At 36.1% G+C, this 11667-nt stretch carries 10 protein-coding genes; 6 read left to right on the forward strand and 4 right to left on the reverse strand.

All coding sequences use genetic code 11. The features are described 5' to 3' along the window. Nucleotides 1-318: 318 nt before the first annotated feature. Nucleotides 319-663, reverse strand: a complete 345-nt coding sequence (locus JO950_RS19215) for a 5-carboxymethyl-2-hydroxymuconate Delta-isomerase (RefSeq protein ID WP_202704091.1) — start codon at nucleotides 661-663, stop codon at nucleotides 319-321. A 191-nt stretch (nucleotides 664-854) separates the two neighbouring features. Here JO950_RS19215 and JO950_RS19220 point away from each other — a divergent pair, with 191 nt between their 5' ends. The 4 genes from JO950_RS19220 to JO950_RS19235 all read left to right on the forward strand — a co-directional run bounded on the left by JO950_RS19220 (nucleotide 855) and on the right by JO950_RS19235 (nucleotide 7237). After that, on the forward strand, nucleotides 855-2498 hold the full coding sequence (locus JO950_RS19220) for a DUF6377 domain-containing protein (RefSeq protein WP_202704092.1): 1644 nt from the start codon (nucleotides 855-857) through the stop codon (nucleotides 2496-2498). Between the two features lie 210 nt (nucleotides 2499-2708). After that, the gene (locus JO950_RS19225) at nucleotides 2709-4925 is read left to right on the forward strand and encodes a glycoside hydrolase family 3 C-terminal domain-containing protein (RefSeq protein WP_202704093.1); all 2217 of its coding nucleotides are present in this window, start codon (nucleotides 2709-2711) and stop codon (nucleotides 4923-4925) included. A 299-nt stretch (nucleotides 4926-5224) separates the two neighbouring features. Continuing rightward, on the forward strand, nucleotides 5225-5875 hold the full coding sequence (locus JO950_RS19230; RefSeq protein WP_202704094.1) for a DUF1349 domain-containing protein: 651 nt from the start codon (nucleotides 5225-5227) through the stop codon (nucleotides 5873-5875). 225 nt (nucleotides 5876-6100) lie between these two features. Then, nucleotides 6101-7237 carry an acyltransferase gene (locus tag JO950_RS19235; protein WP_202704095.1) on the forward strand — a complete coding sequence of 379 codons (1137 nt, stop codon included), beginning with the start codon at nucleotides 6101-6103 and terminating at the stop codon, nucleotides 7235-7237. A gap of 121 nt (nucleotides 7238-7358) precedes the next feature. On the opposite strand, the gene tyrS is transcribed toward JO950_RS19235, so the two are convergent. From tyrS to JO950_RS19250, 3 genes are all read right to left on the reverse strand, one after another. Continuing rightward, nucleotides 7359-8561 (reverse strand): tyrosine--tRNA ligase, encoded by a 1203-nt coding sequence (tyrS, locus tag JO950_RS19240; protein ID WP_202704096.1) that lies wholly within the window; start codon nucleotides 8559-8561, stop codon nucleotides 7359-7361. 222 nt (nucleotides 8562-8783) lie between these two features. Beyond that, on the reverse strand, nucleotides 8784-9890 hold the full coding sequence (locus JO950_RS19245; RefSeq protein ID WP_202704097.1) for an NADH:flavin oxidoreductase: 1107 nt from the start codon (nucleotides 9888-9890) through the stop codon (nucleotides 8784-8786). Between the two features lie 6 nt (nucleotides 9891-9896). Then, nucleotides 9897-10199 (reverse strand): helix-turn-helix transcriptional regulator, encoded by a 303-nt coding sequence (locus JO950_RS19250; RefSeq protein ID WP_017497055.1) that lies wholly within the window; start codon nucleotides 10197-10199, stop codon nucleotides 9897-9899. Nucleotides 10200-10428: 229 nt separating this feature from the next. Between JO950_RS19250 and JO950_RS19255 the strand changes: the two genes are divergently transcribed. After that, a complete protein-coding gene (locus tag JO950_RS19255) occupies nucleotides 10429-10923 on the forward strand; it encodes a TlpA disulfide reductase family protein (RefSeq protein ID WP_202704098.1) in 495 nt (164 codons plus the stop codon). 69 nt (nucleotides 10924-10992) lie between these two features. After that, entirely contained in the window at nucleotides 10993-11469 is a 477-nt protein-coding gene (locus tag JO950_RS19260; RefSeq protein ID WP_202704099.1) for a hypothetical protein, read from the forward strand. The last annotated feature ends 198 nt before the right edge of the window (nucleotides 11470-11667 follow it).

Raw genomic sequence — 11667 nt, forward strand, 5'->3', positions numbered from 1 at the left:
GAAGAGTGAAGAGTGAAGAGTGAAGAGTGAAGAGTGAAGAGTAAAGAGTGAAGAGTAAAGAGTGAAGAGTAAAGAGTAAAGAGTAAAGAGTGAAGAGTAAAGAGTAAAGAGTAAAGAATAAATAGCCACGAATTCACGAATTTTTTCTAATCTGTATGGTTTAAAAAAATTCGTGAATTCGTGGCAAACTTTTTTAAAGTTTCAGCTTTTTTTTGAGTGTTAAGTATTTGGTTTTTAGTTGTTTGGTATTTTGTTTTAACATAACAAGAATTTTTTGTTATTACTTCTGTTATATCACAAAGTAGCTAAAAGTGTTTCTTAAACCATAGCTTTATTGACATAACTGGCTTTTTCAAAATCCATAATATTGATCGAAATAATAGGGACTTCAGGAAGTATCTCGTTTAGTTTAGTGACAATTGCTTTTGATAATCCTGCTTTTTGATCGGTATTTCTGCCTTCCAGAATGTAGGCAAAGACGTGAATAAAATCGTCTGAAGAATTTCCATTATTATAATAGCTGAAAGGATGGATACGAACCTTAATATCAGTAGGAACGAAAAGAGTAGTGGCTAAAGCGGTATGGTAAATTTCCTGCATGATATCGTCGGCAGATTTTAATCGGATTACTTTTTCAGAGCAATCAATAACAAAGTGTGGCATGAGTATAATGTTTAAATTAGCAAAAATGAAGTATAAACAAATTTACAAAAATCCGATAGAGAATGAGTGCAGTTATTTGTTTTCGGGAGCTTTTATTTTTTACAAAAACCACAATTTTCAATCTGCTAAATAATTACTTTTTCTAGTAGCACTTTCTTATATTTGCAAGTCTCATTATATTCCCAATTGGTTTGAAAAATTATCTGCTGTTTCTTCTTTTTATCATTTTAGGAAGTCCTGTTTATTCAGCGGACAGCACAGATAGTATTATCGATAAGTTAAATGAAGCTTTAAAGAACAAAGCTCATTATGTTCGTTTGAGAGAAGAACGTATTTTAAATTTCAAAAAAATCAAATCCGATGATTTAACGAAAGAGCAGGAGTACAATTACAACCAAAGTTTGTACAGTCAATATCTGAAATTCAATTCTGATTCGGCTATTTTATATGTCAAAAAAAACCAGAAAATCGCTGCTGAACTTCAAAATACCGATTTACTGAACCTGGCCAATCTGCAATTGGTAACATTGTACTCTTCCTCGGGAAAGTATCGCGAATCTGAGGCCATTTTAAAAAGCATTCCTAAAAAGGAATTGCCTAAGAAACTACTACCTAACTATTATATTGCGTATCGCGAGTTTTTGGAACATTATGCTGCCAATAGCGACGATGTAAAGTACATTGAGCAAATTAACAAATACCGTGATTCGCTGCTCACCGTTTTAGATCCTTCTACCTTAAACTATCGAATCACCAGAATTGAGCAGGAGATGTCGCAGAAAAAGTTTGCTGCAGCTGAAAAAAAGCTATCGGATTTATTGAAAAAAGCAAAAGACGATCATCCGCAGTATGCCATGATTACTTATCTTTTGGCGAGCATCTATAAAGAAACGAAGCAGCCGGAACTTCAAAAAAAATACTATGCACTTTCAGCTACTGCCGATCTAAAAACCGCAAACAAGGACAATGCTTCTCTTCAGGAACTCGCTTTATTTTTTTATCAAGCCAATGATGTTGATATGGCCTATAAACTAACCCAATCGGCGATTGAAGATGCCTTGTATTGCAATGTTCAGTTTCGTACCCTTTTAATGTCAGAGGTATATTCGATCATTAACACTGTTTACTTAGAGAAAGAAGCTAAGAGAAAAACGGAACTTCAACTGTACCTTTTATGTATCAGTTTATTATCGGCATTTTTAGTTGTTGCGGTGATTTATGTTTACAAACAAATGAAAAAAGTATCGCGAATCAGGACAGAACTGTATAATACAAGTCAAAAATTAGCCGAATTAAATAAAGACATTACAGAAACCAACAATCAGCTGCAGGAAAGAAATGCACAATTATCGGAATCCAACCATGTTAAAGAAGAATACATTGCACATTTTTTTAGTCTTTGTTCAGCCTATATCAACAAACTAGAAAATTATCGCGTCACTTTAAACAAAAAAGCGACCGCCAAACAATTTGATGAAATCTACAAAGTATTGAAATCAACCACTCTCTTAGATAACGAACTGGAAGAATTATACAAAAATTTTGACATCATCTTTTTGAATTTATATCCCACTTTCGTAAAAGATTTCAATGCGCTTTTAATTCCGGAAGAGCAAATTGTTTTAAAACAAGGAGAACTGATGAATACAGAACTTCGAATTTTCGCTTTAATTCGTTTAGGAATTACAGACAGTGTAAAAATTGCGGCGTTTTTGCGTTATTCTTTGAGCACCATTTACAATTACCGAACCAGAGCACGAAATAAAGCCGCAGTTTCCCGAAATGATTTTGAAGAAAGGGTCACAAAAATTGGCTTAATATCCGTAAAACTTTAGAAAATCATTCTAAAATCACTACTTTTTTTGGCTTTTTGTTTTTTGTAAGCAATTGTTATTCATTAAGTTGTGTTTTTAATTCACTACTTTTTTTCATTTAGAAATCCAGAACAAACTATAACGTTTTAGCTTTACAGTATTCTTAAAAAGAGAGGTACTGCTTATACTTTCTTCCTATTGTAAATTAAATGCTTTAATAAATTAATAGTTATGTTTAAAAATGTTAAAACAATTGTTGTTTTACTATTGTTGAGTGCTGTCGGGGCGAGTGCACAGCATAAAATTCCGGTTTATTTAGACGATAAAAAATCGATTAATGAACGTGTAGAAGATGCCCTTGCAAGAATGACAACCGACGAGAAAATTGCCATGATACATGCGCAGTCAAAATTCAGCTCACCGGGTGTGCCACGTTTGGGTATTCCGGAAAACTGGATGACCGACGGACCACACGGAATTCGTACCGAAGTTTTATGGGACGAATGGGATCAGGCTGGATGGACTAATGATTCCTGTATTGCTTTTCCGGCTTTAACCGCACTTTCTGCTACCTGGAACAAAGAATTATCGTCTCTATACGGTAAATCTATAGGAGAAGAAGCGCGTTACCGTAACAAAAATGTATTATTAGGACCCGGTGTTAACATTTACAGATCACCTCTAAACGGTCGGAATTTTGAATACATGGGAGAAGATCCTTTCCTGACTTCAAAAATGGTTGTTCCTTATATCAAAGGGGTACAGGCAAACGGAGTGGCTGCCTGCGTTAAACATTTCGCTTTAAACAATCAGGAAATAGGGCGTAATACAGTTAATGTAATCGTTGATGACCGTGCTTTATATGAAATTTATTTACCGGCTTTTAAAGCTGCCGTTCAGGAAGGAGATGCCTGGGCAATTATGGGGGCGTATAATAAATACAAAGGGCAGCACTGTTGTCATAATGAGTTTTTACTGAATGATATTCTACGTGGAGAATGGGGCTTCAAAGGAGTTGTAGTGTCAGACTGGGGAGGCGTTCATGATACCAAACAGGCCATCTACAATGGATTGGATATGGAGTTCGGTTCCTGGACTAACGGGCTTTCATGGGGAACCAGTAACGCTTATGATAATTACTTTTTGGCTAAACCCTATTCTATAATGATTGCAAAAGGTGAGGTTGGAACAAAAGAACTGGACGAGAAAGTACGTCGTATTTTACGTCTGTCATTCTTAACGACGATGAATAAGAACAGACCTTTCGGTTCTTTTGGAACAGAAGAACACGCCAAAGCAGGTTTGAAAATCGCCGAAGAAGGAATTGTGCTGCTTCAAAACAACAATAACATTTTGCCAATTAACCTTTCTAAAACAAAGAAAATAGCAGTGATTGGAGAAAATGCGATCAAAATGATGACTGTTGGAGGAGGAAGTTCTTCATTGAAAGCGAGATACGAAATTACTCCACTTGAAGGATTAAGGAAAAGAATTGGAAAGCAGGCTGAAATTACTTACGCTCGCGGATACGTGGGAGATCCGACAAGTAACTATAACGGAGTGGTAGCCAAAGTAAGTCTGGAAGACAAACGTTCTCCTGCCGAGTTAACCGCTGAGGCTGTAAAAGTAGCTGCAGCCGCAGATGTTGTTTTGTTCATAGGAGGTACAAATAAAAGTGACAAACAAGACGCTGAAGGTTTTGACCGTCTGGATTTGGGTCTTTCGTATGGTCAGGATCAATTGATAGCAGAATTGGTGAAAGTAAATAAAAATATCGTTTTTGTGAATATTTCAGGAAATGCAGTGGCAATGCCATGGATAAAAGACGTTCCGGGAATTGTACAAGGTTGGTTTTTGGGCACAGAAGCAGGAAATGCTTTAGCTGCTGTTTTGGTAGGAGATGTGAACCCTTCAGGGAAGCTGTCGTTTACCTTTCCTGTAAAATTATCCGATAACGGAGCTCATGCCTTAGGCGAATTTCCGGGCGGAGATGACGTAACATATAAAGAAAGCATTTTTGTAGGGTACCGTTGGGCCGACAAGCAAAAAGCAAAGCCATTGTTCTCTTTTGGGCATGGGTTGAGTTATACGACTTTTCAATATGGAAAAGTAACAGCCGATAAAAAACAAATGGGAGCCGGAGATCAGATCACTTTTTCGGTAAAAGTAAAGAATACGGGAACACGAGAAGGTTCAGAAGTAGTTCAGCTTTACATCAGTGATTTGAAATCTTCATTACCGCGTCCGATTAAGGAATTAAAAGGCTTCGAGAAGGTTTCCCTTCAGCCGGGAGAAGAAAAAACGGTGACTTTTACCATCGATAAAACAGCACTTAGCTTTTTTGATGATAAAAAACACGACTGGGTAGCTGAACCAGGAGCTTTTGAAGCCATCATTGGAGCATCTTCTACAGCTATAAAATCTAAAGTGAGTTTCTCACTTCAATAATTTCATGTTTCTAAAAATGGTTGGTTGTAAAGCTGCAAGTGTAAAAACTTGTGGCTTTACTTTTATGAACTCTGTTTTTTTTTGGGGGGGGAATTGTCAACACACACATACATAGAAACATAGATTTTGGCGGTAAGAAGAGAAAAAAATAGGAATATATTTCTTTCATATAGAAAAACTACGTGCATTTAATGGAAGTGAAACGCCTTTTTTATTAGATAAAGAATCTATGTTTCTATGTGTTAAAAATGAATTATACCAATACGTTAAATAAAAAGTCTATTATTTAAAATACTATTATGAAAAAAGCCATACTAGGTGTCCTCACCTTATTTTTAGCACAAAGTCTTTCGGCACAAAGCCTGAACAAAATGCAATGGTTTAACGAACCTGAAAAATGGGAAATTAAAAACAATGCTTTGATCATGAATGTGACAGCGAATAGTGATTATTGGCGCATTTCGCATTATGGTTTTACTGTAGACGATGCACCGTTTTATTATGCTACTTATGGCGGAGAGTTTGAAGCCAAAGTAAAGTTAACCGGTAATTATATCGCCCGTTTTGACCAAATGGGACTGATGCTTCGTATTGATGAGAAAAATTACATTAAAACCGGAGTTGAATTTGTGGATGGAAAATTTAATATAAGTACCGTTGTTACACACGATAAAAGTGACTGGAGTGTAACAACTTTAGAGAAAGCACCACCATTTGTATGGATAAAAGTGGTGAGAAGACTGGACGCCGTTGAAGTCTTCTTTTCGTATGATGATAAAAACTATATTTTGACCCGAAATGCACCTTTGCAGGACAATACACCGGTCATGGTGGGCCTTATGGCTGCATCACCGGACGGAAAAGGCTTTGAAGCCAAATTCGAAAATTTTAAAGTAACACATTTACCGGATCAACGCAGACTGGAATGGCTTAAAAAGCACCAGGAATAGTAACGCTAAAAGCCAATTTTCTAAGAAGTTAAATTCTAAATTTCAATTAGAATTTCCGAAGAAAAGATTTTTCTTACCTTATTGATCTCTAATGTAATTGATGTAACAAATAACCAGTCTTTCTTTAGGATTACAAGCTTCAATCGGCCAGCCTGTTAGGGAAATATCGCTATTTTAGCTTTCACCAAAAAATTATCTAACCTTTTAACAACCAAAAACTATTTTATGAATTCAAGTTCAATGGAAATTAAACCCAAAAAACATTATGAAATTTTAGACGGCTTACGTGGGGTAGCCGCAATTTTAGTAGTTATTTTTCACGCGTTCGAAGCTTTTAACGAAGGAAGCCGATTTAAGCAGATCATGAATCATGGTTATTTGGCAGTCGACTTCTTTTTTCTTTTATCGGGATTCGTGGTTGCGTACGCCTATGACGATCGTTGGGAGAAAATGTCGCAATGGGAGTTCTACAAACGACGTTTAATCCGTTTACAGCCCATGGTTATTATGGGAATGGTCATTGGAGCGTCGCTTTATTATCTTCAGGCTTCGAATGTTGCTTTTCCGCAAATTGCTACTATGCCAATCTGGAAACTAATTTTAGTGATGCTGGCCGGTTTTGTACTGATACCGCTTCCGCCATCAATGGAAATTAGAGGCTGGGGCGAAACGTTTCCGCTTAATGGACCGGCATGGTCGCTTTTCTTTGAGTATATTGCCAATATTCTGTATGCGTTGTTCTTTCGTAAATTCTCGAATAAAGTTCTAGGCTTTTTAGTATTAATTTTTGCGGGAATGCTTGTTCATTATACCGTTTTTGGTCCAAAAGGAGATGTTATTGGTGGTTGGTCACTAACGATGCAGGAATTGTATGTTGGATTCACCCGTTTGTTGTATCCTTTCTTTGCGGGAGTTTTACTTTCCCGTTTAGGAAAACTCATTCATGTAAAAGGTGCTTTCTGGATTTGCAGCGTTTTGATTTTAGTCATTTTTAGTATCCCGAGATTGGGTGATGAAAACAGTTTGTGGATGAACGGTTTGTATGAATCCATTGCTATTATAGTATTGTTTCCTTTAATTGTAGCCATAGGGGCAGGAGGAGAGATCAAAAATCCGTTATCGCTTAAAATTTGCAAAGCCTTAGGAGACATTTCGTATCCAATTTATATTATCCATTATCCGTTAATTTATTGCTATATGGCGTGGGTATTCGAAAACAAAGTACCATTAAAGGATGGTTACGGGATTGGAATTGGTATTGTAATTTCGAGTATTGTAATCGCTTACCTGTGTCTGAAGTTTTATGACGAGCCAGTGCGCAACTGGCTTCAGAATAAATTTCAAAAAAGAAAAGTTTCTTAAAAGAGGAACTAAGGCTCTAAGGTTCTGAGGGACAGAGGTAAAGCTTTTGCTGTTTTGAGCCATTGCAGCTTTAAATCTAAAAAAGGGATGAAAATATTGTTATTTTCATCCCTTTTGGTTTTTATAATAATTCATAGAAATTTCTCTTTCCGATTTTGATTTTTGTTTCTTTTTGCAATGAAATTATTTCAAATGGGTTTTGAATTTTTTCATGATTAATCTGAACTGCACCGCTTTCAATCAATCTTCTGTTTGCTGACTTTGTAATGTCATTTTTAATTAAAGAACAAAGATCAATTAAGGTTATTTGATTTGACTCCGTTTTTAAAGAAGATATCATAACCGTGACAAATGATTTCGCTTCTAAATTCTTATTTTGAAATTGATTAATAAAGAATTCCTCAGCTTGTTCTGCGCTATTTTTATTGTGGTACTGAGTGATAATGTTTTTCGCAATCAACTTTTTAATATGCATTGGATTATCATTTTCTAATCTTTTCCTGATTTCTAACTTTTCTTCTAATGAAAAATCGGTTGTTAATTCCAAGAATTCTAAAATAAGTTCATCAGGAATCGACATGGTTTTCCCAAATATTTCGTTTGGTTCATCAGTCAATCCAATTGTATTGCGCAATGATTTACTCATTTTTTCTTTTCCATCAAGACCTTTTAACAATGGCATACACATTACGATTTGCCCGGATATTTTGAAATTTTCCTGTAATTGTCTTCCCATAGTACAATTGAATAACTGATCTGTACCTCCGATTTCGATGTCAGCATTAATTTTGACAGAATCAAAACCTTGTAAAATTGGGTAAACCAATTCATGCATTGCAATTGGTGTGTTCTCGGTAAATCTTTTGTTAAAGTCATTCCTGTGCATCAGTTGTGCGACCGTAACATTCGACATAATCTGAATTATTTCAGAGAAAGATAGTTCGTCCAGCCATTCTGAATTAAAAACGATTTTTGCTTTTTCAACATCAATAATTTTCGCCAATTGCAAAATGTAAGTTTCGGCGTTGTGCTTTACTTCTTCAGTACTCAAAGGTTTTCGACTCTTGTTTTTTCCGGTAGGGTCACCAATTCGGGCAGTAAAGCTTCCTACTACAATAACAATTTGATGCCCTAAGTCCTGAAATTGTTTTAGTTTTTTTAAAACAACAGCATGTCCCAAATGCAAATCTGGGGCGGTTGGATCAAAACCAAGTTTGATAATTAATTTTCTGTTTTCTTTTTTAGCTAAATTTAGTTTTTCTTTTAAGCCATTTTCAGGAAGAAAGATGGCTGTGTTTTCTTTTAGTTTTTGAATTGTTTCCATTTTTTTTAAATAAAAAAAGCCCGGACAAAAATGCCCGGGCTTAAAGGTTGATATATAATTTATTCTTTAATTTATAATCGCGAATACGTTGAATTATATGCATAGCCTTTCCGAGCAAGTATTATTGCATAATAATAAGTGCTGAAAAAAGGAAGGCGTAATATGCTGTTCAATGATTTCATTCGACTGCAAATATAATTTTTTAATTAATAACTTTTAAATTTATTCTAAAACCAACTGTCCTAAGGCTTCTTTGCTAAAACCTTTTAATTGATCCGTATGTCCTGCTTTGATTTTGGCCACCCAGTTAGGATCAGATAAAAGAGGTCTTCCCACGGCAACCAAATCAAAATCGCCTCTGTCGAAACGTCTGTTTAGTTCCTCCAAAGAAGTTGGTTCAGAACTTTCTCCTGCAAAAGCACCAAAGAAATCGCTTGAAAGTCCGACAGAACCTACTGTAATAGTTGGCGCTCCCGTAACTTTTTTAGCCCAGCCTGCAAAGTTCAGGTCAGATTCTTCAAATTCCGGCTCCCAGAAACGACGTTGAGAGCAGTGTAAAATATCTACTCCTGCATCAACAATAGGGCTTAACCAGGCTTCTAATTCCTGTGGATTTTTGGCTAGTTTATAGTTGTAATCAGAAGGCTTAAACTGAGAAAATCTCATAATCACAGCAAAATCGTTACCGACCTGTCTTCTGATTTCTTTTACGACTTCAATAGCAAAGCGGCTGCGTTCCGGTAATGTTTTTCCACCGTAAAGATCCGTACGCAAATTGGTTTCGGCTCTAAAGAACTGGTCAATTAGATAACCGTGCGCACCGTGAATTTCGATCGTATCAAATCCTAGTCTTTTAGCATCGGCCGCTGCTTTTCCAAAAGCGATAATAGTATTTTCAACGTCTTTCTCTGACATGGTATTTCCATTACTAAAATCAGGTCGGTTTAAACCCGACGGTCCTTCAAAAGGCACTGGTGGAACCCATCCTGAATGATGATTGTCCATAATTCCCATATGCCAGATTTGCGGCCCCATTTGACCTCCGGCGGTATGAACCTCTTCAATTACTTTTTTCCATCCGTTTAAGGCTTCATTGCCATAAAAATGAGGAACATTAGCATCGTTTGACGACGAAGGTCTGTCAATAACAGTTCCTTCTGATAATATTAAACCAACTTCACCTTCAGCTCTTTTTTGGTAGTAAGAAGCTACTTCGTCAGTTGGAACTCCGTTTGGAGAAAAGGAGCGCGTCATAGGCGCCATTACGATTCGGTTTTTAAGATTTAACGTTTTTAAGTTAAATGGCGAAAACAGGTTGTTTGTACTCATAGTAATTTACAAATTAGATTGAATTAATTTACTGAGTGCTTCAAAGGCACCTTCGTTACGTTTATAATAAGTCCATTGTCCAACACGTTTAGATTCGATAAATCCGGCGCGTTGTAAAATAGACAGGTATTCTGAGACTGTCGATTGGGTAAGACCTGCTTTGGCTTGTATCTGCCCCACACAAACCCCATGCTCAAATCCCGAGTGCTGGAGCTGATCCGGGAAGTTGATTTCGGGTTCTTTTAACCATTCCAGCATTTGTAATCTGGATTTGTTGGCTAATGCTTTAAAGATTTCTATAGATTCCATAAGGCAAATATATCGACTTTTCCCGATATATCAATTTAAAGAAACTTATTTAGTATAATTTTAAGAGTAAGGATGCAATTTGTGTGAGAAGTATTTATATTTGTTTCCTCTTGAAAACAGCGCTTTTTTGACGATAGGATTGTAGAATTTGTAAAGGACAATACCTTTTGATTACTAGGTTTTTGAAAGAACTGTCAAGAAAATAACCCCAAATTTATTCATGAAGATTATGAAAAAAACACTACTTATTTTAGGTTTCCTATGCTGTGCTGTCACGAGTTCGAAAGCTCAGGTGGTAGGAACCGACGTTGGCGACATTGCCCCCGAAATTGATTTGCCGGATACAAAAGGAAATAATATTGTGCTTTCTTCCTTAAGAGGAGAGCTTGTTTTAGTCGACTTTTGGGCATCGTGGTGCGGTCCCTGCATAAAAGAGCAGCCCGAATTGATAAAACTGTATAACACTTATTCCGGTAAGTTTTCTATTTACAGTGTTTCAATGGATACGAAGAAAGCTCTTTGGACCGGAGCCATTGCAAAACAAAAACTGCCATGGACTCAGGTAAGCGACTTAAAATATTGGAATTCTCCGGTTATTGGCGATTATATGCTTCAATCAGTGCCTTTGAATTTTCTGATCGATAAAAATGGAATCATACTGGCAAAAAACATTCACGGAAACGCATTGAACGAAATGTTGAAAAACTTACTTACGGCTCAGTAAAAATAGAAACTTTGAGAATAGGATTGTTTTGAGAAAGAATGCAGGTAAGAAGGATATAAAATGGATGGAATGGAATCAAAATTAAGTATAGCTGAATTTAGAGCAAGATTAAAAAACAATACTGAAATTGGTTCTTTGAAAATAAAATTCAGCCACTTGAGAATATTTCCGAGATTTGGTGAATTAAAGCCTTTTTACGGTCTTTTTGACGATAAAAGCTTTCGTTTGACCATAAATTCGGCAACATCTCCCACTTGTTTCATTATAAAAGGAAGCTACAAAAATGTTGACAACAGACTTAAGGTAAATTATACGATTGAGCCCAATAGTAAAATTCAATTGTTTTGGGTGAAATATTCACCTGTAGTGGCTATAATTGCAATCAACCTGTTTTTTGTTCTATTTGCGAGAGGACTCAGGAGAGCTTCTACTATCGTGAATTTGTTTTTACTTATTACCATTTTCTATTCCAGATGGAAAGAAGAAAGAAGGCGTAAGAAATTAGAGAAAAAGTTCCTCAGGATTTTTGAAATTAAGAGAGACTGATGATAGAACTAATCCAGGACAAAAGTTAGGAAGAAAGGGCTGAAAGCCCAAAAGAAACAGCATCGTGCGCAGTACTATGAATTAGACTAAGGTGTAGAATTGCCCTGAAAGGGCAAAAGCAAACTATACATTATAATTTTCAATAAAGACCAAACCGCTCTTTTATAAAATACAATTCAAAAAGATATAAAACCAACT

The sequence above is a fragment of the Flavobacterium sp. UGB4466 genome (assembly GCF_903469665.1).
Taxonomy (GTDB): Bacteria; Bacteroidota; Bacteroidia; order Flavobacteriales; family Flavobacteriaceae; genus Flavobacterium; species Flavobacterium lipolyticum.

Bases quoted from the DNA above. Each gene is read 5' to 3' on its own strand.
- JO950_RS19235 (WP_202704095.1), top strand. From the start codon at position 6,101: ATGAATTCAAGTTCAATGGAAATTAAACCCAAAAAACATTATGAAATT.
- JO950_RS19255 (WP_202704098.1), top strand. From the start codon at position 10,429: ATGAAAAAAACACTACTTATTTTAGGTTTCCTATGCTGTGCTGTCACG.
- JO950_RS19260 (WP_202704099.1), top strand. From the start codon at position 10,993: ATGGAATCAAAATTAAGTATAGCTGAATTTAGAGCAAGATTAAAAAAC.
- JO950_RS19230 (WP_202704094.1), top strand. From the start codon at position 5,225: ATGAAAAAAGCCATACTAGGTGTCCTCACCTTATTTTTAGCACAAAGT.
- JO950_RS19215 (WP_202704091.1), bottom strand. From the start codon at position 663: ATGCCACACTTTGTTATTGATTGCTCTGAAAAAGTAATCCGATTAAAA.
- tyrS (WP_202704096.1), bottom strand. From the start codon at position 8,561: ATGGAAACAATTCAAAAACTAAAAGAAAACACAGCCATCTTTCTTCCT.
- JO950_RS19250 (WP_017497055.1), bottom strand. From the start codon at position 10,199: ATGGAATCTATAGAAATCTTTAAAGCATTAGCCAACAAATCCAGATTA.
- JO950_RS19225 (WP_202704093.1), top strand. From the start codon at position 2,709: ATGTTTAAAAATGTTAAAACAATTGTTGTTTTACTATTGTTGAGTGCT.
- JO950_RS19245 (WP_202704097.1), bottom strand. From the start codon at position 9,890: ATGAGTACAAACAACCTGTTTTCGCCATTTAACTTAAAAACGTTAAAT.